The sequence below is a fragment of the Desulfosporosinus hippei DSM 8344 genome (assembly GCF_900100785.1).
Lineage (GTDB): Bacteria > Bacillota > Desulfitobacteriia > Desulfitobacteriales > Desulfitobacteriaceae > Desulfosporosinus > Desulfosporosinus hippei.
The window spans coordinates 16,140-42,808 of record NZ_FNCP01000034.1; the positions used below are offsets into that span (position 1 = coordinate 16,140).

Below are 26,669 nucleotides of genomic sequence, written 5' to 3' on the forward strand. Positions count from 1 at the left end.
ATTTACGGAAATTCAAAAAAACCGATTGACGGAGAAGGTAGGTATGAAAAACCATATAATTTCTTTAGATAAGGATCAAGGAAAGGAAATCGCCGAAAAGAATTTTAAAGACATGTGCGGGTATAACAGGGGAAAACCTGTACCCCAGAAAATAATTGACAGATCATTAAGAAGTTTGAATGATGTGTACCATCAGCTGGAAATTAAGGCCCTGATCTCAGAATACGAAAAAACTTGTGTTGATGGAATAAATATGCTGCTGGACGGAAAGCTTTTTATTTGCAATGCGCTTGCTCAGATTCCCAGCGAGGAAATTGAGGGAATATACATCTACCTGTTAACAGTTGGAGAACTAGGTTTGAGCGAAGCCAGTATTCTGAATCAAGTTTACTATGATATGTGGCAAAACGCTTATATGGACGCCGGGCAAGAAATATTAAGACAATATTTGCAGGGATTAAGTTGCAATACAGACAGATATGTTTCAGATAATTTTGGACCGGGATTTTTCGGTATGGATGTATCACAGTTGGAACAATTTTTTGCCATATTGGATGGCGAGAAAATCAGTTTAAAATTGCTCGACAGTGGTTTTATGTCGCCCACAAAGAGTTATGCTGGGTTCTTTCTGGTCACAAACAGCCGACAAAACTTCGTCGGAAATGATTGCGAGAACTGCTTATCCTCAGGAAAAACCTGTATGTACTGTAAGGCGGGAAGAAAGCTGGCAAAATACAATATTCAATAGTTCAAAACTATTGACAAGGGAAAAATCCTCATATATTGTGATGGTAAGTTAATTGAAGAAATGCATCGTGCTTTATGAATGACTTATTCGTAAGATATTTTCTCTGAGCAACGGCGCTCTTCCTGGGTAGGCTTAACCTATTCCTAGAAGAGCGTTATTTTTTTTATATCCGGAATGGGAAAGAGGGGGATTTCCATGCTCTTGCTGGATAAGAATGGACCGTTTTTGTATGAACAATTATTTGAGACGTTACGGCAGAGTATTATACAAAGTGATCTCAAAACAAACGACGCTCTTAAGCCGATTCGGGTATTGTCGGAAGAACTGCACATCAGCATCAATACCGTGAGCAGGGCATATCAGCAGCTACTGGCGGAAGGATATATCCGGTCGGTTCAGGGAAGCGGCTATTATGTGGAGAACTTGTTAACTTTACCGAGATCGAGCGTGTTATATAGAGAGGGACAAAAAGAGGTAGTACGAGAGTCTATTCTTCCGCTGAAGTATGATTTCAATTATGAGAGCATTGAGTCAAGTTTTTTTCCCTGGACGAAGTGGAGAAAGTATATGCAGGACGCAATGTTGGAGGAATCCTGTTCCGCGAAAATCACCTACGAATGCAACAAAGGAAATGTAGAATTACGGAAAAGTCTGTGCGATTACATCAATAACAGCCGGGGGGTAAAATGCAGTTGGGAGCAAATCGTCATTTCCGCCGGCACACAATATGCTATGGATATTATTACCGATATATTGCACGAGAAAGTATATACGATAGGTGTGGAAGATCCCAGCTTTATTGGAATGCAAAGAATAGTTACTAATAAAGGATACTCCATCAAATCCCTTTCCATGACCGATCTGGGAATCGATATTGATGTCCTAGAAAACTCCATGTGTGATCTACTTTACTTAACGCCATCCCATCAATTTCCTACCGGAGTCACTACATCCTTGACAAAACGTTTACAGATTTTAGAATGGGCGCAAAAAAATCGGGCCTATATTATTGAAAATGATTATGACAATGAATTTTTATATGGAGAAAAACCCCTTCCCTCTATTCAGTCTTTGAGCACTGGGCAGAATGTGATTTATTTGAGCACCTTATCGAAGGTTCTCTCCCCATCTCTTCGGTGTGCGTATTTTGTCCTGCCATACAAACTAATGGAAATATATGAAGATAGATACAAGTATTATTATTCGGCGCTTCCGACTTATAATCAGAAGGCATTGGCCTATTTTATCAGAGATGGACATCTCGAAAGACATGTACGCAAGATGTCGCTGTCCAACAGAAGAAAATACGGAATATTTAACCGGGTGATAAAAGAACATCTGGCAGGTATCGTTAAGATTTTCCCAGCGCCGGCAGGTACTCATACCTTAATACAAATTCCGGGATGCACGAGTCAAGAAGGTTTGATCACGAAGATGAGATTAAGAGGCTTTGGAATTTATGGGACGAAAGTCTATTGGCGGAACCAGCAAAAAGCACCGGAAAACATCTTCCTCTTTGGGTTTAATTCTATACCAGAAGAAGATCTAGAAGGAGCTTGCATCGAGTTTGCTTGTGCATTGAAGGAAGTTATTGAAACTTTTCGCGCGGTAACTAGTAATGAGGGCAACACTGTGTAGTGATACTCAACTACCGGAACATATTCAGTAATTAGCTAATTTTTACTGTAGTTATTTGGGCATGCCTAAAGTTGACCTGGGATAAGTATTGAATAAATAAGGTAAGATCGTTTTGGACGGTCTGGCCTTTTTTGTCTTTCTCGGATTATTTCATAGACTTGGCTTGGCGGTTACTATTAAAATTAATCTTTTAAACAAATGCACGTAAAGACCGGATAGTAGATATAATCCAAATATTAGAAGTAGGTATATCATTTATTAACAGCATGATTGAGCATTTGTATTTCTGAGTTATATCAAGTTAGTGTATAGTTAGAATATACATAATATACAGAATATATAGAATTCACCAACATCAATTAGATAGCGGTGATTCAATTGACAAAATAGTAAGCTCTCCATTCTTGTATAAAATATTATATAAAGGAGTGAAAGTGAGTGGCTAAAAGAAATATAATGATTGGTGTAACCACTTTTGAATCCGAGAACATGCCTGAGCTATTTATTGGTAAATACACTCTTGGAGTAGAGGGGGTTAGCGACCTGTTCAGAGAAATGTCTAAGGAATGGGAAGATGAGCACAAAAACTATACGAACGATATAAATGCGGCAATTCCCAGTAAATGCAACATGCAGATAGCCATAGCATCTGGCATGCCATGTAAATGTGTTTCGTTAGAGGCTCTGAGCATCTTAATGAGAGTAGGCAGAAAGCCTGTGCTAAGGTCACTAGCAATGGAAAGCGGAATTCCCCATGTTATTCAACAGGTAAACAATAAAGTATTGTTTCGGTACACTTTACTACTTTTCGATACGCTGGAATCTGCACTTAAGATGGCTAAATTATTTGTTGACACTGCTAACAAAAAATCAAGTATTCTCGATAGGTGCTCATATGAAGCAGTTGGACTTATGTAACAAGATACGATTGGTAATGGCAAATTGATGACAAAGACGTCTAGGGGTTAACAGGTAAGGCGGTATCTGTTTGGTTTCTACTTGAAAAATGGACCTGGAGATTTTGGAATGAGTGATATCCCTATTGGTAAATATCGATTTATGCAGGAAATATTTGCATGGAGCGAGAATTATGGAATTATTGCTGAAGGTTAACTCCGAAACATCGGGGGGCTTATTGGTATGTCTGAAATAGGTTAATAAAAAGAATATTTCTTTTCAACACAAAAGGAATATTCTTTTTATTGTCACAAGGCACGTTGGCGTTAATTCGATGTAAGTTTTTAGCTACATTTTTATGTCACAGAGACAGGTCACGTTGAGTGTTGCGTTTTGATAGAGAGGGAATAGCCTGATATCAAGCGGGTCCGGCGTTTTCAAGAGAATATTGCAGTGTGTTGTATGTTCCTGTGGGGGAGAGTTTCACGGGAATTTTTATTTAAGGGGGTCTTACTTTTACTCAAAAGTATACAATTTCGCGTAAAGGAAGAGAATTTTGCGTATTTAAGAAAATTGGGAAAAGACCCCCTCTTAATATATCTGGCGTTGAGAAAATAGCTTGCCTCAAAAGAAACACAATTGACCTCTTGTATCTGTTGGTTGTGCAATCCGGCTGTATCTGCCGCTTGGCACGGACAAAAGAAAGAGCGTCTCCGCTTAGAGAAGACGCCCCTTTATATATCGGAATCGGTTAGCTTCAAGGTTACAAATATAACTGTTACATTTAGGATAGAGAAGAAGATTTTATTTTTTTGTTAGAGATAGTCACATCTTAATCCATCCGTAAAGCTTCAATCGGGTTCAGGCAGGATGCCCGGTAGGCCGGGAAAATTCCGAATACCAGCCCGATGACTGCAGCAAATCCGAAAGCAATCCCCACTATATTAAGAGAGTAAGTGAAGGTATAGCCTAAAAGTTCGGCTGCGCTGCCAACCCCTAACCCAAGCAAAATTCCGGTGATTCCGCCCAGGAGACAGAGGATCAGGGCCTCGATAAGAAATTGAACCAGAATATTGCTTTTGCGTGCGCCCAGGGATTTTCTGATGCCGATTTCTTTTGTTCGCTCGGTGACCGAAACCAGCATGACATTCATGACGCCGATGCCCCCGACGAGCAGCGAAATACTGGCGATTCCGGCTAAGAGAAGAATCAGGGTGTCTTGAACGCTGCTCATGGTGTCCAGCATGGACTGCTGGGTGGTGACGCTGATCTCGTCACTGGAAGCGTCCAGCGTGGTTTTCAGATAATTCTCGGTCGCCAGCTGGGTGAAATTGACCGCATCTTCATTCTCGGTTTGAACATACAGTGATTTGATATCACCGCTTCCCGCAAGAGATTGGGCGGTGGTAACCGGCATCAGCACCATACTGTCGGCGTTGGTCCCCATTGAGGAACCCTGTTCCGTCAAGGTTCCGATGACCGTATAATTGTCCCCGCCGATTTTAATTGTCTGGTCAACCGGGTTTTCATTGTTAAATAAGTCCTGGCTGACGTCGGCGCCGATGATACAGACCTTGCTCTGATTATCCAGGTCGATGAAGGATATCTCACGGCCTGCGGACAGGGTATAATTCCTGACGTCCAGGTAATTCCCATCAACCCCGAGGACGGAGAGCATACTGCCTGTCGAAGCACCTTTAGAGACGGTGGCACTGACATTGGCAAAGGGAGCGGCTTGCTTGATACCCGACAGTTCAGACAGTTCACTCACCTCGTCCAAGGTTAAACCCTGATCGGTGTTAACGGAGACGGTCAGAATATCCGTTCCCAGAGAGGCCACTTCGGAAGTGATGTTCGTGGTTGCTCCCGTTCCGATGCCCACCAACACAATGACCGAGGAAATTCCGATGATGAGGCCAAGCATGGTGAGCGCGGAGCGCAGTTTGTTACTCCTGATGTTTTTCAATGCCAGTCTGATGGTCCGCATTATTTTCATTTCTTATAACCTCGGTTCCTCAGAAATTTGTCCGTCGATAATACAGATCTGCCGGTTGGCCTGCTGGGCGATATTGTTATCGTGGGTAATCAGAATAATCGTTTGCCCTTGGGCGTTGAGTTCTTTAAGCAGGCAAATGATCTCCCGTCCTGTTTTCTGGTCAAGGGCGCCGGTGGGTTCATCGGCTAGGATAATCTGGGGTTCGCAGGATAAGGCCCGGGCAATGGCCACGCGCTGCTGCTGCCCGCCCGAAAGCTCTTTGGGGGTATGCTTCCCTCTGTCTTGTAAGCCGACTCTTTCCAGATAGGCAGACGCTAAGCGTTTGGATTCTCCGGCCGACACCCCCTTGTACATCATAGGCACTTCGACATTTTCCAAGGCATTCAGCTTGGACAGGAGATTAAAGTTCTGAAAGACAAAGCCGATTTTCGTATTCCTGATTTGGGCAAGATCGTTATCTGAAGAATTATTGATATCGATACCGTCCAGAAAATATTCCCCTTCGTCAGGGACATCCAGACAGCCCAGCATGTTCATCAGCGTAGATTTACCGGATCCGGACGGACCGACGATGGCGACAAATTCACCTTTGCCGATCTGAAAATGGATCTGGTCCAGAGCCTTGACTTCGGTATCTCCGATCATATAGGTCTTGGATACATTTTTCATTTCAATCATGCGTTCGTCACTCCTCTCGGTAGATTAAGGGGATTTTAGGATTCTGGGATTCTGGTTGACATACTACTGGGCTTGGTTTGCTCTGGAGGGTTGATTGCCACTGTTGCCGCTGCGCTCCGGCATATTTTCCCCCATACCCTGCATACCCGTGCCGCCGCTGCCAAAGCCGCCGAATCCGCCTGCATTTCCTGAGGCAGCACTGGTCTTCACCGTATATTGGATAGTATCGCCGGCAACCACGCCGCTGGTAATCTGCACATAGGCATCATTGGCCAGGCCAAGTTTAACGGAAACAGCACTTGTGGTACCGTCGCTCTTGACGACAGTCACGACGGCTTTGTCACCGGAACCGCTGACCGCTTCAATGGGCACAGCTACAGCACTTGTCACGCTGGCAGTAACAATTTCAACATCAGTTGACATCCCAATTTTCACATTCTCCGTCTTATCCAGGGTGATGGTTACGGTAAAGGTGGAGCTGCCGTTGGCATAGGTTCCAGTTTCACTGATTTTGCTCACTTTTCCGGTATACGTCGTATCAGTCAGGGCGTTAATGGTGATCTCCGCCGCCTGGTCAATTTTTAGGTTCTGGAGATCGGTTTCATTTACGGAGAGCTGGGTAACCAGGGTATCAGTACTCTGAATGGTGATGGTGTCGTCGGCGGCAGCATTGCCGGAATTCGACCCGTTGCCTGTACTGCTTGCGCTGCTGTCTGAGATGGCTATGGTTCCCACTACACCGTTACACGTGGAATCCAATTCCGTCCCATTGGTATAAGTGACTAAAGCTTGGCCTGTTTTTACGGCCTCTCCCACTGCAACCAGAACTTCGTCCACCGTCTTATCTTCGTCGAGGGTCAGCGTCTCTTCGTCGCCGGTTACGATTTGACCCGAACCGGAAATCACTTTGCGGATATCCTGAGTTCCCACCGTAACCGTTCGGGTCTCGCCCGCGCTCGGGTCTATTTTGTTAGTATTTTGAGCGTTGAGATAACGGGGAACGGCTATGGCTCCCGCCAGGGCCAGGAGAAGAATGGTGCTTAAGATAACCAGTGTCTTTTTCTTACTTTTTCTTGGTGAACTCTGTAAACTCATAAAAAATTGCCCCTTTCATTTTCGCTTGCTGCGATGTTGACAAGGGCAATTATACGGAAGAAGTCTTAAACAATTATAAAGCGAGTATTAAAATAACCATAAAAACGATAGTTAAATAATGGAAATCTTTTATCTACCGAAGACTCGATGCTCAACGTTAGTTGAACGAGTTCACTTCGGAAGTTTGACAATAAAGACTGAACCTTTTGGTTGGTTTGGCTTTACTTTAATAACGCCGTTATGTTTGTCTACAATCCAAGCAGCGATAGATAAACCCAAGCCCGTTCCGTTTCTGTCGTGGGCCCTGGCCCTGTCTTCCCGGTAAAAACGGTCGAAGATCTTCTCCCGGGCTGCCTCACTGATGCCAATCCCCGTGTCGGCCACGTTAAGATAGGCCTTATTCTCTTTCAATTCGGTTTGCACCATAATCCGGTCTGACGGACCGGTATACTTCAGGGCGTTGTCGAAAAGGATGACCAGCAATTGGTGGATCCGGCTCTTATCGGCCCGGATATTGCCCGGGTAGTTCAGATCCAGCTGAAAGTCCTTCTGCTGGCTTTCAGCGAGTTCAAGGTAGGGTTCGCTGACCTGTTTGACCAGCATGTCCAGCGAAAAAAGTTGCGGGGACAACTCTGTCATGGTGCCGTCCGAGCGGGCCAGGGTCAGCATATCGGTTACCAGCCTGGACAGCCGAGAAATCTCGTTTAAAACCATGGCCAAGGTTTCGGAATGACTAATGATTTTTTGTTCAGGCGCAATCAACAGGTTTTCCAGGGAATTTTGGATGATGGTCAGGGGGGTTCGCAGTTCATGCGAGACGTTTTCCACGAATTCCACCTGCTTTTGCCATGCTTTTTTAACCGGCCTCATCGCCTTTTGAGATAAAATATAGCTGGCCAAGATGGATAAAGCGGTGAATAAGACGATGGAGACCGCTATAATATAAGACATTTGCTGCACTAAAGCGTTTTCGCTGTCCGCGTTAATCAGCAGCTGCAGATACATCTTTTCGTTCTTTGAAGTTTGCAGGAAAACTAGCAGACTCCGGAAATCGTACTGGTTTTGGATTTTTAAAGAAACTATTTTATTCAGTTCTTCTTGGTTAAAAGACAAGAATTGCAGGTACTGTGTATAATAAACATCGTTGACACTGCCGAAGTTAATGATCCGGCCTTCCAGGTCCCTCAAGATGGGGATTACTCTCGGGCTCCTGGGGTCAATTAAATTATCGCCGCTCGGCCTGTTTTCCGGCGTGGGCTTTTGCACCGAGTCAATGGTCTGGTTTTGCAATAGATTTTCCATCGTCTTCTGTGACACGGTCAGCTCACTATCCAGCTTGGAATAGAGGGAAAGCCGCACCTGATTGAAAACGATCAAACCGAACGCGGTAAAGATAAGCGCAAAGGCCACCAAGTTATAGAGCATATTTTTTAACTGTTGTTTGCGGATAATATTCGGTTCACTCATCGGCATCCCCGTTGTCTGTCATCATATATCCCAGTCCCCGGATCGTTTTGATGTATTTATCATAGCCGCATTTTTGCAGGTTTTTGCGGATGTTGCTGGTATAGACATCCACAACGGTCAGCGTGGTATCCGAATCAAACCCCCAAATCCTGTCGAAAATCTGCTTCTTCAGCACTATGCTGTTTTTGTTACGGACCAGGTATTCCAGGACATCAAACTGCTTCCCGGCAAACGATAATTCCTCTTGACCGATTGAGGCCTTTCGGTTGCTTAGATTTAAAGTGAGGTCGCGAAAGCTGAGGGTATTTTCTTTTAAAGCGCCCCCGGAGCGCCGGATCAGTGACTCTAGTCTCACCAGCAGTTCCTGGCGGTAAAAGGGCTTGACCAGGTAATCATCCGCTCCCAGCTTAAAGCCCTTCACCTTATCATCGATACTGTCTTTGGCCGTCAGCAAGAGGACCGGCGTGGAAACACTTTTTTCCTTTAGCTCAGACAGAACCTGGTAGCCATCCATTTTGGGCATCATGACATCAAGAATGATAACGTCATAAATATCCTGTTCTGCCAAATACAGGCCTTCCTCGCCGTCAAAAGCCTGGTCATAGTCAAACACACTGCCCAGACTCCCACATATAGTATTGGATAGAACGCGGTCGTCTTCGACAACAAGTACGCGCATAGGCTATTTCTCCCGCACCGATATTAAACCGGCTACTTTGCTTTCAAAATGTTTTGTATAGCATGCGCGGTTGAGTGGAAATTATTCTCATTGGTATTCGAATTGAAGGGACAATTCTGGTCGGCCGTTAGCACTTTAGCATCAACCATAGTCAAACCATTGATTTCGATGTATATTTACCGACTTCAAAAGTGTGGATACTTGCATTGTTAATAGTAGCCATATTCCTCTATAAAGCTGCTATTGTTGTTCCTATACAAAGTAAACTGCATCGAAAGGGCTTAAGCTCTTTCTTAACCAGTGTTTAAACAGGGCTGACTGGTTAGCCGGGGCTGCTACTTAGTGTTATTTCGAATACGGCTCCTGTTTGACCGTTACCTGCCCGGATGCTTCCACCCATAAACTCTACGGCAGATTTAGCAATGGCTAACCCGAGACCGAAATTTCCTCCTTTACCCTTATAAAACCTTTCGAAAATATGGGGTAAATCCGCTTCCGGTATGCCGTCACCATCATCCTCTAAACGAATGACTGCGGAATTTTCATCTTCCAGTAAAGTTATGCGCACCGTAGATTTGGCGTAACGCAGACAATTCGATACGATGTTAATTACTGCTTGTGATAAAAGGGTATCATCCGCCGGTACGTATACAGGCTTATTTGGCAGGACAAGTGCCAGTTCACATTGATGTTTTGCAGCAAGGCCGCCGAGACGCTGGACATATTCCTTGAGGATATTCCCCAAGTCAACTTGGCTGAGTTCTTTGCTGTACGTCTGGCTTTCAATCCGTGACAGTGTCAGGAGTTCTTCGACTAATTTACCCAGCCGTTGGCTTTCGCTGTGAATGATTTGAGAGGCGTGTTTTACATCTGGAAGCACCCCGTTAATAACACCTTCTGCATATCCCTGGATAGACATAAGAGGAGTTTTCAGTTCATGAGAAGCATTCTGCAGGAATGCTTTTTGCGATTTATCATAGGTTACAAGCTGAGCGGACATCTCCCCAATACTTTGTTTAAGCATATGCAGTTCAAGAATATCATGATTACTGGTCTGAAGCGGAGCGGAGAAGTCCCCCGAACCGATGTCTCTGGTTAGTCTGCACAGCTCGCTGACGGGGCGTGTAATCCGGAGTGATAAACGATGAGCCAGCCACACAGCCAGTAAGGCTCCGATCAGCATAATGCTTATTAATATAAGATTGATAAAACGGACTAAGGCGATCTCCTTATCCCCATGGGATACAAAAACAACAGCCGGACTCCCGGCATTTGTGATCGGGTATGACAGGACAAAGTATTTATCTCCTCCGATGCGGATGGTATATACTTGGTTATCCTCCATCGAAGGTAACTTCCCACTGAGTCGTTTCAATAACTGATTGTTGATAAAACTACCGGAAATGTACCCATCCCTGAGCGGAGAGAAAAGCTCCTGATTTTGACTGTAGAAAAGCATCTCAGTGTTCGCTGCTAATTGAGAAGAACGCAGAGCTCTGTAGAGTTTGGCAAAAGGAGCAGCCAAATTTGCCGAGGCAGTGTTTCGGATATCCGGCAGTTCTTTTTTCACCACGCCTTCCATGGTCTTCACAACACCGCGCAGTTCAGTCCTGGCATTGCGATCTAAATAATATTTAACTGAGAGATTGAATAAGAGCAGTGTTATGAGTGGAAAGACCGTGATCATGATGACAAAGGGAGTAACAATAGCGTTTTTAATCGGCTTCACAAATTATTCTCCCCCTTCGCTTAGTTTGAATCCAAATCCCCAGACAGATTCGATTTTTGCACTGCACCTGACTGCGGCAAGCTTTTTGCGCAGACGTTTCACCACATCATCTGTGGCCCGGGAGTCAACCTCAAAATCAAACTTCCAAACATTTTTCAAGAGCTCATCCCGGGATACGGCACGTGTGCTGTTTTGCATTAGATATACCATTAAAGCCAACTCTGTTGGAGTCAGATCAAACTGACTTCCATCTACCTTTGCTTCTCGGGTGGCGGCATTGATATTCAAATTGCCGGCTGTCAAAATGTGCTTGGAAGTGCCGCCTGTATCTAATTCCAATCTACGGAACAATGCTTTGACTCTGGCCATCAGTTCCATAGGAGAAAAAGGTTTTGTCATGTAATCATCCGAACCAAGTGTAATCCCAGTTATCCGGTCGATTTCATTGTCTCTTGCGGACACAATAATAATCAGGGTATTACTGCAATTTCGAATCTGTGTACATACAGAAAGTCCGTCAGTCCCCGGCATCATGATGTCAAGAATGACTAAATCGGCAGGCTTTTGCAAAAACGCCGCCAGTAAGTCATCCCCATTGGCAAAAGATCTCACTTCAAATCCTTCATTAGACAGAAACATATTAATTAAGCCGCGGATATTTTCATCATCATCCGCCAAGTAGATTAATTTTCTCATTGTATCACTTCCTTGCCCCTATTGTAGACTATTCTTTGCCAGATAAAAAGAATTGCCACAGCTTTGCCACAGTTTAACCTTTGTTTTGCGCAAACGAAAAACGTTAAGATAAAGCAGGGAGGTAACAAATTGCGGAAAACCGGGTGTATCAAGTGAGGAATTAATATCCCAAACCCATAATAAAGAAAAGAGGTTTTAAAAATGAAAAAAATAACGGTAACCGTACTAGCTTTAATGCTTACCCTTGTTACGAGTACTTCAGTATTTGCCGCCACTCCGGGTGACGGAAGCAAATTAGACAAACGCATTCTAAAATTGGAGGAAAAGCAGCAGAAGATTGAAGAAATCAAAGCCCGCAATCTGGAAAAACAGTCAAAGCTAGCAACCAAGAAAGAGGGATTCGAAGGGTTCAAACTGGATTTAGCAGAGCACAGGCAGGAGGTACTTGAAAATCGTGAAAACAACCTCGGCGTTGTCGAGCTAAACAATCAACTCCGCTTAACCCTGGTTCAAAAGCTAGAAGCGTTAAAAGACAGTGGCTCAGTAGTTCCGGAAGAAACAGCCACGCAGTTAAAAGCTTACAAGGCACAAATCGCTGAACTGGCGAACTCGTTAAAAGATACAAAAGGCCAAATCAAAGATATTAGAGAGGAATACAAAGGCTTGATCAAAGAAGAGGATTATGCTGCCATGGATACGACCTTTGCTGAAATAACTTCCATCCAGACCAACCGCTTAGACATACTTAACCAGATCAACAGCATTCTGCAGGAAATGAATAATTTACTATAATCTGCTTTTCATTCCCCATCAACTTAAGCAGGCTGTTCAGCACTCTCTGTTATATTATGCGGACAATGCCGCCGTCAATTGTATGCTCCGCTTGCCTCCCCTATTCTCCATCAATGAAACCTCCTGTTTTGAGTTTTATTTACAACTTCAGTATAGCTTTTATAACCTGACAGCAGTGTGTCAGGTTATAAAAGCTATACTGAATATGATGTTACCGGGATGATATTGTTCCGAAAAAAGCACGCACTGATTAATTAATCAGTGCGTGAAATGTTTTGCTATTTCACCTCATAACACAGAGAGGCCAGGGTAATTATATAGAACAAAACCTGACGACAGTACGTCAGGTTAAAGTATTAATATTTATTGGTCATGACTTTAATCCGATTCTTCATCTCCCGCCGTAGTTCTTTAGGTTCTATTACTTCAAGAAGGGGTCCATAAGAAAATAGATAATTATATATCCAATCACCCCTCGGCAGAGAGGCCTTAACCATATAGGAGCCATCGTTATTTTTGGTTATATCTTCCTCGTCAAACTCATCGTATACCCGATATGCACCTTCGGCAGATATATTTAGGCACACATCGATTTGAGTTGTTTGCGCCTGTTCATTTTCTTTGATTCCTTCAAAATCCCTCTCTGAGAAAGATTCCGGCGTCATCTGGAGATCAGACATTCGTGTAATTTTGAAGGTTCTATATGTGTTTCTGGTTAAGCAGAAGGCTTGCAGATACCAGGCATTTACTTTGAAGATAAGTTTTACCGGTTCGACTTTGCGGATGCTTTTTTCACCGGAAGAGCCAAAATAATTAAATTCAATGATTTGGCGGCTTAGAATGGCGTTTTTAATCATTGTAAATTGGCAGGTTCCTTTTTCGTTGCTGCCCCAGGGACTGAAATCTACTTCAATCCAATTTGTTGTGTTTCTGTTGAACAGACTACTCAGTCTTGCCAGAACTTTATCCGTTTCAGGAGTCAGCGTGATTGACAGACTTTGCAATGCGTATAATATCTCGTTTTGTTCCCGTTCTGAAAGAACTGATTTATTGAGCACATAATCGTCGAGCAATGAAATACCGCCGCCTTTACCCTGGCTTGCGTAAATTGGGATCCCTGCTGAAGACAGGGTATCAATATCACGGTAAATTGTTCTTACGGATACCTCAAAGCGTTCAGCCAGTTCTTTGGCAGTTATCGACTTTTTGTTAAGTAAAATATATATGATTTCAAATAGTCTGTTTATCTGCATTTGATCACCCCAATCACATTATAAAACAGATAACCTGACAATAGTATGTCAAGTTATTTGGTAACTGTATCTGCCTGCTACAAAAGATTACAGAAGTAACTTGTTTTTGAATGATGGGCAATGGCCGAAAAAATAAAGATTATTAGAGCCACTAAGGCTCTTTTTCTTTTTGAGGAGATAAGGTGAAATGCCTTTGTCGGAGATTCGAGCTGGTGCATGGAGGGAAAAACCAATGAAAAGATGTAATATTTCCAAGATCTCTTAAAAGCAAGATCAAATATACTCAGAATCCAGAAATGTCGAATATTTTGCAAGTAACGTACAATTTACATTGTAATAATAATGGCTTAACAATGTTCTGGTAATATGAAGGATATAAAATACTATTTTAAAAAAATATGTCTAAAAAACAGCTATGAAGGAGCTGATCTAGTGTTTAAAAGGATTTTCGATGTTTATAGTGTTCGAGGCAAGACGATGCTTACAATTTTACCGATAATCGTATTAACCTTCGTAGCTATGTCCGGGATTAGTTACAAGTATTCTGAATCACTGCTTAGTAATGAGATCCAAAATAAGATGAGCGCTAAATTACAGGGAACAATAGAGGGTATCGAGAAACAATTAACGGAACATGGTACTTTAGTTCAAGGTATGGTCAGTACCGTAGACTCTGTCGGTGGTAGTCTAAGCCAAGAGCAGTATACTGATTTATTCAAGAAAACTATCGCATCCGGTAACGTAACCTTTGGGATGGGCGTGTTTTATGAGCCTTATGCCTACAGGGAAGACGTTAAGTATTATGGCCCCTATGTTTATAAGGAAAAAGATAAAGTGATCTATACAGATGAATATAGTGATGATAAATATGACTACCCTAGCCAAGACTGGTATAAAACCGGTAAGAACTCAAAAGAAAAGATTGCATGGACAGATCCATACTTTGATGATGTTACAAAGGTCACAATGCTCACTGCCGTCGCACCGTTGTACGATAAGCAAGGAGCTTTTATAGGGGTAGCTACAGGAGATCTTGATTTTGTTACTTTGCAAAAACTAATTGGTGAGATCCGTTTAAATATAAAGGCGGACGTGTACCTTTTGAACAAAGAGGGGCAGTATCTGGCCAATCCAGACCCATCGAAAGTAATGACGGGGAAGATTACGGAGGACACTAACAAAAGCTTGAGCGATGCCGCCAAAACCATGTTAAGTGGTCAAGAAGGATCGTTTACATACTCACGAGACGGGGCAAGACAGGTTTATTATGCACCTGTTCCAGGATTCGGCTGGACACTAGCTATTGATGTTTCAGAGGCTGATTTATTAGCTCCTTTGAATGCTTTGTTATATCAGATGCTCATCATATTTATACTAACAATCTTAATTGCCAGTACAGCTCTTTTTCTATATAGCCGCTATATCGTTAAGAATATTAAATTGGTGAACCAGTTTGCAGAGGCTCTCGTACAAGGCGATTTGAGCCACAGCATTATGGTTCGATCTAAAGATGAGTTTGGCCAGATGACAGAAAACCTTAACATTATGATGGGAAATTTCAAGACAATTATCCTGGAAATTGTCAACAGTTCACAGCAGTTAGCTGCTTCAGCAGAAGAGTTAAACGCCAGTGCCGACGAGGGTGGCAAAACGACTGAACAAATTGTGCGATCCATTCAGGAAGTTTCCGACGGAGTACAACAAAAGCTGACGGGAGTCGATGCTACGGTATTTTCAGCTCAACAAGTTTCTGCGCATATGCACACTATAACTCTGGATATCCAAAAAGTTACAGAAGGAGCGCGTGCGACCTCCGAGAAGGCTACCATAGGTAATAGTGTCGTTGGGAAAGCCGTTGACGAGATGCAAGCGATAAGTAGTACCGTCAAGGAAGCAGCTGATGTTGTCAATAATCTGGGAGTAAAATCCGGAGAGATTGGTCAGATAGTAGCACTTATCACCAATATTGCTTCCCAAACGAATCTGCTGGCTCTAAATGCGGCGATTGAAGCAGCACGGGCAGGGGAGCAAGGACGAGGGTTTGCGGTGGTTGCTGACGAAGTTCGAAAACTTGCCGAACAGTCCAGTGATGCAGCCGGAAAAATTAGTGGATTGGTTAACGAGATTCAAAAGGAAACTACGAAGGCAGTTAACACCATGAACAATGGAACTGTTGCGGCCCAAGAGGGGATTGACATGATTAATTCCGCGGGTGAAGCTTTCCAAGATATCTTGCAGGGAGTCAACGACTTTTCAAAACAAGCCCAGGCCGTTGCTGACGTAGTTCAGGAAGTCGGGGCAAGTACTGAGACAATTGTTACCTCAATCATGGAGGTTGCAAACATTCCTAAGGAAATTGCAGGGAGTCTGGAAAATGTGGTGGCGGGGACAGAAGAACAGAGTGCTTCTATGGAGGAAATCCGTAGGGCGGCAAATTCTCTGGCTCAAATGGCAACAGACTTTCAAGGTAGTGTCACAATGTTTAAACTATAACTATCTGTCACGGAGACTTAAATGCCCTTGCAATATCGTGCGAGGTAACTATAATCGAAAACCTTTAATATAACAAGAAAATTAAGGTGGCTTAATGTCTATCAGAAAAATGAGATTTCTACTATCCTAAAGCAAAAATTCATTTGGGTTCTTTTAAATTTCATAAATTGATACCCGCTTTCAGCATGTCACACCTTAACCATTAAAACGTAGTATAATGGTTAAGGTGTGTTGTATGAAGAGTGGAATTTCAGTGAGAGAAGAAACCATGGAGAGGTTTCTATTGTCTATGAGGGAGAACTGCATGAACAAGAGACAAATCAATAATTCCATGGACATTTTAGGGAAAGAGGAATATTCTAATCCTACTAAGCAGGATAGAGTGAGGTCAGCAATCATCAATGTGATCGTAACCTTAGGCATTATGACATTGGCAACCTTATTATCCGTTTACTTCAGGTATATAGGTTTTCACGAATCCAACTTTATCATGGCCTATATCTTGGGTGTGTTAATCGTAGCAAAACAAACAGACGGTTATATTTATGGTATCTTAGCATCTGTGATCGGGGTTTCGTCCTTTAATTTCTTTTTCACAGAGCCTTATTACACTTTTGCAACCTACAGACCGGATTATCCGGTGACCTTTTTGATTATGCTCATAGTAGCAAGCATTACAAGTACGTTAACCGCCAAGGCTAAACAAGAGGCAAGGCTATCATCTCTACGCGAAAAAAGAACGCAAGTCCTTTATGAAATTTCCAAAGGGCTGTTAAAAGTTAGAAGCATTAATCAGATATCTGAGGTTGGAGGAATGGCACTTGCTAAGATATTTAACTGTTCGGTCATCATGGCAACTGCTAATTCATTAAATAATCTGAATGAACCTTTTATTTACACCTATGATAATCATGACCGTGCCGCTATTTTCAAATCCTTCCAGGAAAGACGGGCGGCAGCAGAGTCATTTGAAACAGGTAGTCCGGTGGGAATCGGTACCGAGAAATATGCTGACAGTTCCGCCTATTATCTACCGATTAGAGGACAAAGCGGTACCCTCGGTGTTGTTGGTGTTTCTTGCTTTGCTGGGAAACTCCTGACAGACGAGCAAGTAAGACTGTTAGAGGCAGTGACGACACAAATTGCCCTGGCTATGGAACGGGAACGCTTGTCAGAAAAACAACAGAAGGCTAAATTGGACGTAGAGCGGGAACGATTGCGCAGCAATCTATTAAGGGCGATATCCCATGATCTAAGAACCCCTTTGACCGGAATATTGGGCTCTACTGCTACAATCCTTGATAACGACGAGGTACTTGACAAAAAAGTTAAAAGAGAGCTTCTGCAGAGCGTTCAAGAAGAGGCGAGTTGGCTTATTCATTCTGTAGAAAATATGTTGAATATCACTCGGATTGATGAAGGAATTGCTCTGAAAAAGAATATGGAAGCGGTAGAGGAAATTATCGCCGAAGCAATATCAAGGATTAAAAAATTCGCATCAAATCATATTATTGAGATAGATATCCCTGCTGATTTAATCCTTCTGCCGATGGATGGGATCCTTATTGAGCAAGTGCTTATTAACCTTGTTGACAATGCGCTAAAGTATACCCCACATGGCGCATGCATAAGAATTAAAACTCAGATTGAGGGAGAAAAGGCTATCTTCGAGGTTTCTGACAACGGAAATGGTATTCAGGAAGCAGACATACCTTTTATCTTTGACAGGTTCTATACTGCTCCAACGATAAATATGGGCAGGCGTGGCACAGGGCTGGGGCTGGCGATCTGTAAATCAATTGTAACTGCCCATGGTGGAGAAATATCTGCATGTAATAATCCATCTGGTGGCGCAACGTTTAGATTTACACTACCTTTGAAAGAAGGATATTAATGAAAAACAAACCACTAATTCTAGTAGTTGAGGACGAAAAGCCTATTCGCAATTTTATGTGTGTATCCCTTGAAGCTCAGGGCTATAAGTGCATTGATACACAGCACGGTAAAACAGTTGTTTCCCTTGTAGCTGCGCATAATCCCGAAATTATCATTATTGATCTGGGACTTCCGGACATTGATGGTATCGAGGTAATTGGAATGGTAAGGCCGCTTACTAAAGCAGCAATCATTGTCGTATCGGCACGTGGACATGAACGGGAAAAAGTTGAAGCCTTAGATTGTGGCGCAGATGACTATTTGACAAAGCCTTTTAGTGTAATAGAGCTTTTGGCCCGGATCAGAGTAGCACTTAGACATTCAAATCAAGGTCGTCAACCTGAAGATCCATCTGCTTCTGTTTTTTTAATGAAGGACTTAAAGATTGACCTCGAAAAACGCCGTGTTTTTCTTGCTGACGATGAAATACACTTAACACCTATGGAATATAAACTATTAACGCTCATGGTCAAATACCCAGGACGGGTTTTAACTCATAAATTTATTCTGGAAGAAATTTGGGGTACATTTTCGGGGAATGACACGCAATCACTTCGGGTCTTTATGGCGAATATCCGCAGAAAAATTGAAAGGGATCCAGCTCAACCGAGATATATACTGACTGAGGTTGGGGTGGGATATCGACTGGCGGACGAATAGTCGAATAAAGATGGTTCTATAACAAGCCTTGTATAAAGGCTTTTTTTTTTATGCTTAAAAACCTTAACACCGTATTTATACGAGTTATGGTGTTCTTAACACTGTCTTTATAGGTTATCTGTCAAAATATGAAATGCAGATATTATTTATTTTGGGAAGAAAATCTTTACGGTTTTTTTATAGCTATCAATGTTTATTTATCACTATTTTTACGAACTATAGTTCTATAATAAGGGTGCAATTAGAATAACAAGTTCTCGAGTAAGGTCATACAAAAAGCAAATAAGCATATTTGCTATAACTTCAGAAGGAGGGAGAGCCATGGGGGATATGATCTTGGGCGGCATTGTAGCTATAGGTCTTTTAATATATCTAAGTTACACACTGATGAAAGCGGAGGAATTGTAATGATGAGTAACGATTTTATTCAACTGATCGTGTTTTTTGTAGTTCTCTTTGCTTTGGCCATTCCGCTTGGTCTGTATATGGCTAAGGTATTCCAGGGTGAGAAGACCTTTTTGGATCCGATCATGGGACCGTTGGAAGCGTTTATCTACCGAATATGTGGAATTGATGCCCAAAAGGAAATGAATTGGTGGGAGTATGCTTTATCCCTTTTGGCCTTTAGTTTTGTTGGTCTGTTCACTCTATTTATCCTTCAACTGGGTCAAGGGTACTTGCCTCTTAACCCACAAGGGTTTGGAGGGCTGAAATGGGATTTAGCCTGGAATACAGCAGTGAGTTTCACAACTAACACCAACTGGCAGGCCTATGGCGGTGAATCCACAATGAGTTATCTGAGTCAAATGGCTGGCTTAACGGTTCATAACTTTGTTTCGGCTGCCGCCGGAATAGCTGTTGTGGTCGCTCTGATACGGGGTCTAAGCCGCCACCAAGCTAAAACAATAGGTAACTTCTGGGCAGATCTAACTCGTACTATATTGTGGATACTATTACCGATATCCTTGGTGGGAGGAATGTTATTGGTTTCACAAGGGGTGATTCAAAACTTATCTCCCTATCTCACAGTCAAAACTCTTCAAGGAGCGAATCAGACCTTAGCTATGGGGCCGGTGGCCTCTCAGGAAGCGATCAAAATGTTAGGTACCAATGGTGGCGGATTCATGAACGCTAACTCGGCGCATCCTTTCGAAAACCCTACCCCCTTTAGCAATCTTGTAGAGATGCTGTTATTGCTGCTTATCCCGGTAGGCTTAACGTTTTCCTTTGGCAAGATGTTAAAGGATGCCAAGCAGGGGAAGGTCATCTTTGGGGCGATGTTGATTTTGTTGGTCTTAACCCTGGGCACGACCTATAGTGCCGAAATAGCGGGCAACCCTTTGGTTAGCAAGATTGGAATAACTGGTTCTTCTGTAATGGAAGGAAAGGAAGTCCGGTTTGGAGTTGTCAACTCGGCCTTGTGGGCCACTATAACCACTGCGACATCCTGCGGTGCGGTCAATGCTATGCATGATAGCCTTACTCCTCTTGGAGGACTGTCGCCTATGCTTCAGATGATGTTGGGTGAAGTTGTGTTCGGCGGTGTCGGGTCAGGTTTATATGCTATGCTGCTGTTTGTGATTTTGACGGTATTTATAATTGGTCTTATGGTCGGCCGAACGCCGGAATACGTAGGCAAAAAGATAGAGTCTTTTGAGATGAAGATGGCCATCCTGGCTGTGCTTATTCCTTCGGCCTGCATTTTATTAGGCAGCGCCTTGGCTGTGCTAATTACGGCAGGTACCTCTTCCATCCTCAACCCCGGACCTCATGGTTTAAGTGAAATGCTTTATGCTTTTTCTTCTGCAACAGGCAATAACGGGAGCGCCTTCGCCGGGCTAAACGTCAACACTGTTTTTTACAATATCATCCTTAGCGTATGTATGCTCATAGGCCGCTTTAGCCCAATTGTGCTGGTTTTGGCCATCGCGGGTAGTATGGCCGGCAAAAAAATAACCCCAGCTGGTGCTGGGACTTTTCAGACAACGGGAGGCTTATTTTCCGGTCTCTTGGCAGGTGTGGTTTTGATTGTGGGAGCCTTGACCTTTTTTCCCGCTCTAGCTCTGGGGCCCATCGTTGAGCACCTATTAATGTTGGCTGGCAAGGCCTTTTAAGGAGGAGTGAGCAAACTATGAGTACAAGTTCAAGTTTTAACCGTTCAATCTTAGCAAGGGCTATTAAAGAATCATTTACAAAATTAAATCCTCGGGTCTTATGGACTAATCCCGTCATGTTAGTGGTAGAAATCTTGGCGGTATTGACCACTTATTTTACCCTTAGAGATATTGCTTTGCAGTCTAAAACATTTGGATTTGACGTGCAGATCGCAGCCTGGTTATGGATTACTGTTCTTTTTGCCAATTTTGCAGAAGCTCTAGCTGAGGGAAGAGGGAAGGCACAGGCTGATTCCCTTCGGAAAACAAGGAGTGAAACCATCGCTAAAAAGTTGGTCAGAGAAAAAGTAGAAAATATTTCTGCTTCGCAATTAGCTAAGGGTGATATCGTTCTTGTTGAGACAGGGGAGATGATCCCTGGCGATGGGGAAATTATTGAGGGCATTGCTTCCGTCGATGAAAGTGCGGTCACCGGCGAATCTGCTCCCGTGATCCGGGAATCGGGCGGTGACCGCAATGCCGTCACCGGCGGCACTAGGGTTCTATCGGACTGGATCAAGGTGAAGATTACAGCCAATCCGGGTGAAACGTTTCTGGATCGCATGATCAGCCTGGTCGAAGGGGCTAAGCGTCGGAAAACTCCGAATGAAATAGCCTTAACCATATTGTTGCTCGGTTTGACCATTGTCTTCTTACTGGCAGTTGCTACTTTAGAGGCTTATGCCATCTACTCCGGAGCAACGTTATCCATCCCTGTGCTTGCTGCTCTGCTGGTTTGTTTGATCCCTACCACCATCGGAGGCTTGCTCAGTGCTATTGGTATAGCCGGAATGGATCGTCTGTTAAAGCGAAATGTCTTAGCAATGTCCGGCCGGGCAGTGGAAGCGGCTGGTGATGTGGGAGTATTGCTTCTGGATAAGACCGGAACTATTACCCTTGGGAACAGGATGGCCACGGAATTTGTACCCGCTCCAGGTGTATCACCGGAAAAGTTAGCCGATGCCGCCCAATTGTCATCTCTCGCGGACGAGACCCCTGAAGGCCGAAGTATTGTAATTTTGGCCAAGGAAAAATTTAACCTAAGAGAACGAGACATCACTGATTTAGGAGCAAATTTTGTTCCCTTCAGCGCCCAAACCCGGATGAGTGGGGTTGATTTACAGGGTCGGGAAATCCGCAAAGGAGCTATGGACACAATTGAAAAATACTTGCGTGAAAAAGGGGGAGAAATGGCCCCTGAGGTGAAAACAGCCATTGAGGGGATCGCTAAAAAAGGTGGCACTCCGCTAGTTGTGGCAGAGGGAAATCAAGCGTTAGGCGTCATTTACCTTAAAGACGTTGTTAAGGGTGGAATTAATGAAAGGTTTTCTCAACTTCGCCGCATGGGTATTGCGACAGTGATGATTACCGGGGATAACCCATTAACTGCAGCTGCTATTGCTGCAGAGGCCGGGGTGGATGATTTTCTGGCGGAGGCAACACCGGAACAAAAACTAAAACTAATTAGAGAGTATCAAGCTAAAGGCCAATTAGTGGCTATGACCGGGGATGGAACCAATGACGCTCCTGCCTTGGCCCAGTCTGACGTAGGAGTGGCTATGAACAGTGGCACCCAGGCAGCCAAAGAAGCCGGCAACATGGTGGATCTGGACAGTAACCCAACAAAACTTATTGAGATTGTGGAAATCGGAAAACAGTTGTTAATGACCAGGGGATCGCTGACAACATTTAGTATCGCAAATGACATAGCCAAGTACTTTGCGATTATCCCAGCTTTGTTTGTAGTGACCTATCCCGAATTAGGCGTGTTAAATATTATGGGACTAGCGACACCTCAAAGCGCCATCCTCTCAGCGGTGATTTTTAACGCGTTGATTATCGTTGCCTTGGTGCCTCTAGCCTTACGTGGGATTGCCTACCGTCCTTTGGGAGCTAATGTAATCTTAAGGCGCAATCTCTTAATCTACGGTTTAGGTGGTCTAATTGTTCCCTTTATTGGAATTAAACTGATTGACATGCTGCTGGTTATGCTGGGTTTAAGCTAGAACGGAGATCAGAAGTCAGAGGCCGGAAGCCGGAGTCTATGAGTTAACTGGGGCTTGAATACCATAATCGATAGTCTTGGATATTAGGGAAGGGTGTGAATATTTATGTTTAAAACAATGGGCAGGGCCTTTAGGTTGTTGCTGGCAATGACCTTGTTGACGGGGATTGTCTATCCATTAGGGGTAACAGGCTTAGCGAAGGTGGTCTTTCCTAAACAATCTGAGGGATCTCTGGTTTATAAAGATGGTCAACCTATAGGTTCTGTCCTAATCGGGCAAAACTTTAGCGATCCTCGCTATTTCTATAGTCGTCCCTCAGCGGCAGGCAAGGATGGATACGATGCAGCCAGTTCAAGTGGTTCTAATTTAGGACCAACGAACAAAGCGTTTTTAGACTCTGTAGCCCAACGAGCAGAAAAGGTGAGAACAGAGAACGAGTTATCTGCGAATGCTTCCGTTCCTGGAGACTTGATTACAGCTTCAGCTAGCGGCTTGGATCCGCATATTAGTCCAGATGCTGCTCAAATTCAAATAGCTAGGGTAGCCAAAGCTAGGAATTTAAGTGTTCAACAGGTTCAGGCACTTGTAGACCAGTATACTGAGGGTAGGCAGTTCGGATTTTTAGGTGAACCACGGGTAAACGTGTTAAAAATAAACATCGCTTTAGATTCTTTATAAGTTGGTGATGTTAAATGGAAAAGGAGAAACGAATAGACCCCGATGAGCTGCTGGCCAGCCTTGAGAAGGAGGGTCTCGGGAAACTTACGATTTTCCTGGGAGCAGCCGCCGGGGTCGGAAAAACCTATGCTATGCTCGAAGCAGCTAAGGAAAAGTTGTCAGAAGGAATGGATGTAGTTGTGGGTTTGGCAGAAACTCACGGGAGAGCGGAAACTAAGGCGCTGCTTGAAGGGTTACCCGTAATTCCCACAAAACCTCAGGATTATAAAGGCAAGACTTTTTATGAAATGGACTTAGATGCCATTTTAGCAAGACGTCCCCAAATTGCCTTGGTTGACGAACTTGCCCATACCAATGTAGCAGGCTCCCGGCATAAAAAACGTTTCATGGATGTTCAAGAATTGTTGGCAGCGGGAATCAACGTATATACTACTTTAAACATCCAACACTTAGAGACTCTAAACGATATAGTAGCTCAGATCACAGGAGTAACGGTGCGGGAAACTGTTCCTGACCAGATCCTAGAAACCGCGTTCCAAATCCAACTTATTGATATACCTCCTGAAGAGTTAATTCAACGACTTAAAGATGGTAAGGTCTATGTCGCCGGACAGGCGACTGAGGCCTTGAAAAACTTTTTTCGCCCAGGGAACATTAATGCGCTAAGGGAGTTAGCCCTTCGTTATACTGCCAAAAAAGTAGATCGCCAGTTGGAATCTTATATGCGGGTCCATGGAATCGCCGGTCCCTGGCCTACTGGGGAAAAGGTTTTAGTATGTATAAGTGCCAGCCCTTTTTCCGCTAAGTTAATTCGTGTAGCCAAAAGGATGGCGGCAAGTCAAAATGCGGAATGGTTTGCGGTACATGTGGAACCTCACCTTCACCGCCTTTCCGGAAATGAAGCTGATAGAGATTCTATGGCCAAAAACCTTCGTTTGGCAGAACAATTAGGTGCCGAAATCATTGGTCTTACAGGGGATGACATAGCCGAAGAGATTTTGCATTTAGCTGCAAAGCGCAATGTATCACAGATAATTATTGGTAAACCGGAGCATACTCGCTTTTGGACTTTTGTCCACGGTTCGGTCGTTGACAAAGTGATACGATATAGTCAAGGTATTAGTATTCACGTTATCCCAGGGAGTCAACAAGAAACAGGGCAAAGAAATTACCCTGCAGAAAGGGTAAGGAAAAAGGGGATCAGTCCTCAATTAGTGCATTCTTCATCAGTGCCTTATATTTTAGCGCCTTTGCTAATGATATTGATGATTTCAATTATTACCCCCATAAGTTCCTTTCTTGGAATCGTAAATATTTCCATGCTCTTTCTCCTACCTGTCTTATTCAGTGCTGCCCGCTGGGGAAGACTTCCTGCAGTTATCACAGCAGCTATGGGAGTGATAACCTTGGATTTCTTTTTCGTTCCGCCTATTTTTACGTTTACTGTTGCTGATATCCGTTATGTGCTAAGTTTCGCGATCTTTATGCTGGTGGGCATCATTACGGGAACTCTTTCTGATCGCTTGAAGAAGCAAATCAATTATTCACGGCAGCGAGAGAATAGGGTTTCGGCTCTGTATGCTCTAAGTCGGGATATTGCAGCAGTGAGTCAATTAGATGATGTGCTGGAGAGTATTGTAAATAATGTTTCGAGCACATTGGAGGGGCAAGTTGTATTGCTACTGCCCAATGAAAAGGGAAAATTAATATTGCAAAGAGACTCGGGATTGAATAACTTCTTAAATGATAGCGAGTTGGCAGTTGCTAGTTGGGTTTTTGATAAAGGGCGAAAAGCGGGGAAAGGAACGGAAACTTTAGGCGCTGCTACGGCTTTGTATTTGCCCCTGAGCACAGAACAGGGAGTTCAAGGGGTTCTGGGTATTTGTTTTAATACAACAGAAGCGCAATTCGACTCAGAGCGTATTCGCTTATTAGAGGCTTTTGCCGGGTTAACTGCTATGGCAATTAACAGGATCAAATTGTCAGAACAGGCGAGGCGAACCCTATTAACTGACTGAGGTTGATGTGGGATATCGACTGGCGGACGAATAGTCGAGTAAAAATGGTTCTTTAAAAAGCCTTGTATAAGGCTTTTTTTTATGCCTAAAAAATCTTAACACAGAATTTATACGGGTTAGGGTGTTCTTAACACTGTCTTTATATGTTATCTGTCAAAATATGAATTGCAGATAGTTATGTATTAAGAAAATACGAGGTGAACGTGATGAAAAGCAGCGAAGGCGCACTGAGTGTCTTTGAACAGAAGATTCAACAGACTGTAAAAGCCTTGAAAACAAAGGACTATGCAGCCGCACAGGAGTATCTCAAATATGCTATGTTTGAAAATGAGAATAATAGTGCTCCCGAGGTTCACAATCTCTATGGTGCGCTGGCAGAATTTACAGGTGATTTGAGCTTGGCTGGCAAGCATTACCGGGCTGCTTATGCTCTTGACCCGACCTATAAACCGGCAAGCAGAAATTTAGAGAGAATTACCTCGTTTTACTACAATATTGCGAATGTGAACCCGGATTTTGGCGACAAGACCGAATCGGAACCGGAACAAAGCATAAACGATGCCCTTGAGTTTGACAACGAGACTATTGGGAATCTGAGAAAAAGGAGCCAGTAAAATAAAAAAAACAACTGCAAGTACAGACTTGAGATTTATGTCATATTAATTGCTGTTATCAAGTTTTTTAAGGATGCCAAGGTCATAGTTGTTACTAAATAAACATGAGATCATCAATAGTACAACTTCAAAAAAGTTTCTAGGAAGAAGGATCTTGTACTATAGTCAAATGCACTACATGCAGTAGAAAAAGGACAGTAAGGAAACTAAAGTTTCTTACAGTCCTTTTCTACCTTCTATCCTTCTAATTTATCACTAGTTAGAGCTAAAAATTCGCATAGTAGCATACAGAAAGTATTGATAAATGATCTATAGAATTTTTATGTTTTATTTATGCATTACATATAAATCCTGACTTTAGAAGTTAGAGGGGTGAAAAATAGCTGAATCGCTTGGAGCACAAGCGATTCGGCTATTTTAAAAATGTCCTATTATTTCAGGTTT

21 protein-coding genes are annotated in these 26,669 nt (G+C 43.3%); 13 read left to right on the top strand and 8 right to left on the bottom strand.

Annotated features, from left to right (window positions below):
• Positions 1 to 43 precede the first annotated feature (43 nt).
• The 3 genes from BLS16_RS20540 (at position 44) to BLS16_RS20550 (ending at position 3,304) form a co-directional block, all read left to right on the top strand.
• The gene (locus BLS16_RS20540) at positions 44 to 748 is read left to right on the top strand and encodes a vitamin B12 dependent methionine synthase (RefSeq protein WP_242876388.1); all 705 of its coding nucleotides are present in this window, start codon (positions 44 to 46) and stop codon (positions 746 to 748) included.
• A 195-nt stretch (positions 749 to 943) separates the two neighbouring features.
• Positions 944 to 2,386: a MocR-like pyridoxine biosynthesis transcription factor PdxR gene (gene pdxR, locus BLS16_RS20545; protein WP_092335496.1), complete on the top strand. Its 1,443-nt coding sequence runs from the start codon at positions 944 to 946 to the stop codon at positions 2,384 to 2,386.
• A gap of 438 nt (positions 2,387 to 2,824) precedes the next feature.
• On the top strand, positions 2,825 to 3,304 hold the full coding sequence (locus tag BLS16_RS20550) for a hypothetical protein (protein WP_092335497.1): 480 nt from the start codon (positions 2,825 to 2,827) through the stop codon (positions 3,302 to 3,304).
• 811 nt (positions 3,305 to 4,115) lie between these two features.
• Here the strand turns inward: BLS16_RS20550 and BLS16_RS20555 are convergent.
• The 7 genes from BLS16_RS20555 to BLS16_RS20585 form a co-directional block, all read right to left on the bottom strand.
• Positions 4,116 to 5,279: an ABC transporter permease gene (locus BLS16_RS20555; protein WP_092335498.1), complete on the bottom strand. Its 1,164-nt coding sequence runs from the start codon at positions 5,277 to 5,279 to the stop codon at positions 4,116 to 4,118.
• Positions 5,280 to 5,282: 3 nt separating this feature from the next.
• Positions 5,283 to 5,957, bottom strand: a complete 675-nt coding sequence (locus BLS16_RS20560) for an ABC transporter ATP-binding protein (RefSeq protein ID WP_092335499.1) — start codon at positions 5,955 to 5,957, stop codon at positions 5,283 to 5,285.
• 63 nt (positions 5,958 to 6,020) lie between these two features.
• Positions 6,021 to 7,052 (bottom strand): efflux RND transporter periplasmic adaptor subunit, encoded by a 1,032-nt coding sequence (locus tag BLS16_RS20565; RefSeq protein WP_092335500.1) that lies wholly within the window; start codon positions 7,050 to 7,052, stop codon positions 6,021 to 6,023.
• 171 nt (positions 7,053 to 7,223) lie between these two features.
• A complete protein-coding gene (locus BLS16_RS20570) occupies positions 7,224 to 8,519 on the bottom strand; it encodes a sensor histidine kinase (protein ID WP_092335501.1) in 1,296 nt (431 codons plus the stop codon).
• A complete protein-coding gene (locus BLS16_RS20575; protein WP_092335502.1) occupies positions 8,512 to 9,198 on the bottom strand; it encodes a response regulator transcription factor in 687 nt (228 codons plus the stop codon). Before BLS16_RS20575 ends, BLS16_RS20570 begins: the two co-directional genes overlap by 8 nt.
• Before the next feature lie 322 nt (positions 9,199 to 9,520).
• The gene (locus tag BLS16_RS20580) at positions 9,521 to 10,927 is read right to left on the bottom strand and encodes a sensor histidine kinase (RefSeq protein ID WP_092335503.1); all 1,407 of its coding nucleotides are present in this window, start codon (positions 10,925 to 10,927) and stop codon (positions 9,521 to 9,523) included.
• 3 nt (positions 10,928 to 10,930) lie between these two features.
• Complete coding sequence (locus BLS16_RS20585; protein WP_092335504.1) at positions 10,931 to 11,623, bottom strand: response regulator transcription factor; 693 nt, start codon at positions 11,621 to 11,623, stop codon at positions 10,931 to 10,933.
• Positions 11,624 to 11,824: 201 nt separating this feature from the next.
• Between BLS16_RS20585 and BLS16_RS20590 the strand changes: the two genes are divergently transcribed.
• On the top strand, positions 11,825 to 12,415 hold the full coding sequence (locus BLS16_RS20590; protein ID WP_092335505.1) for a V-type ATP synthase subunit I domain-containing protein: 591 nt from the start codon (positions 11,825 to 11,827) through the stop codon (positions 12,413 to 12,415).
• A gap of 356 nt (positions 12,416 to 12,771) precedes the next feature.
• Here BLS16_RS20590 and BLS16_RS20595 read toward each other — a convergent pair whose 3' ends face one another.
• On the bottom strand, positions 12,772 to 13,668 hold the full coding sequence (locus tag BLS16_RS20595; RefSeq protein WP_092335506.1) for a helix-turn-helix transcriptional regulator: 897 nt from the start codon (positions 13,666 to 13,668) through the stop codon (positions 12,772 to 12,774).
• Positions 13,669 to 14,100: 432 nt separating this feature from the next.
• On the opposite strand from BLS16_RS20595, the gene BLS16_RS20600 reads away from it, so the two are divergent.
• From BLS16_RS20600 to BLS16_RS20640, 9 genes are all read left to right on the top strand, one after another.
• A complete protein-coding gene (locus BLS16_RS20600) occupies positions 14,101 to 16,161 on the top strand; it encodes a methyl-accepting chemotaxis protein (RefSeq protein ID WP_092335507.1) in 2,061 nt (686 codons plus the stop codon).
• A 304-nt stretch (positions 16,162 to 16,465) separates the two neighbouring features.
• Positions 16,466 to 18,055, top strand: coding sequence for an ATP-binding protein (locus BLS16_RS20605; RefSeq protein WP_176786246.1), 1,590 nt, complete (start codon positions 16,466 to 16,468; stop codon positions 18,053 to 18,055).
• Positions 18,055 to 18,756: a response regulator gene (locus tag BLS16_RS20610; RefSeq protein ID WP_092335509.1), complete on the top strand. Its 702-nt coding sequence runs from the start codon at positions 18,055 to 18,057 to the stop codon at positions 18,754 to 18,756. Before BLS16_RS20605 ends, BLS16_RS20610 begins: the two co-directional genes overlap by 1 nt.
• Before the next feature lie 330 nt (positions 18,757 to 19,086).
• Positions 19,087 to 19,164, top strand: a complete 78-nt coding sequence (locus BLS16_RS24915; RefSeq protein ID WP_427846392.1) for a potassium-transporting ATPase subunit F — start codon at positions 19,087 to 19,089, stop codon at positions 19,162 to 19,164.
• A 2-nt stretch (positions 19,165 to 19,166) separates the two neighbouring features.
• Entirely contained in the window at positions 19,167 to 20,870 is a 1,704-nt protein-coding gene (gene kdpA, locus BLS16_RS20620) for a potassium-transporting ATPase subunit KdpA (protein ID WP_207649783.1), read from the top strand.
• A 17-nt stretch (positions 20,871 to 20,887) separates the two neighbouring features.
• On the top strand, positions 20,888 to 22,915 hold the full coding sequence (gene kdpB / locus BLS16_RS20625) for a potassium-transporting ATPase subunit KdpB (protein ID WP_092335512.1): 2,028 nt from the start codon (positions 20,888 to 20,890) through the stop codon (positions 22,913 to 22,915).
• A gap of 105 nt (positions 22,916 to 23,020) precedes the next feature.
• Positions 23,021 to 23,593, top strand: a complete 573-nt coding sequence (kdpC, locus tag BLS16_RS20630) for a potassium-transporting ATPase subunit KdpC (protein WP_092335513.1) — start codon at positions 23,021 to 23,023, stop codon at positions 23,591 to 23,593.
• A 14-nt stretch (positions 23,594 to 23,607) separates the two neighbouring features.
• Positions 23,608 to 25,611, top strand: a complete 2,004-nt coding sequence (locus BLS16_RS20635; RefSeq protein ID WP_092335514.1) for a sensor histidine kinase — start codon at positions 23,608 to 23,610, stop codon at positions 25,609 to 25,611.
• Positions 25,612 to 25,817: 206 nt separating this feature from the next.
• Positions 25,818 to 26,225, top strand: coding sequence for a tetratricopeptide repeat protein (locus tag BLS16_RS20640; RefSeq protein ID WP_092335515.1), 408 nt, complete (start codon positions 25,818 to 25,820; stop codon positions 26,223 to 26,225).
• Positions 26,226 to 26,669 lie beyond the last annotated feature (444 nt).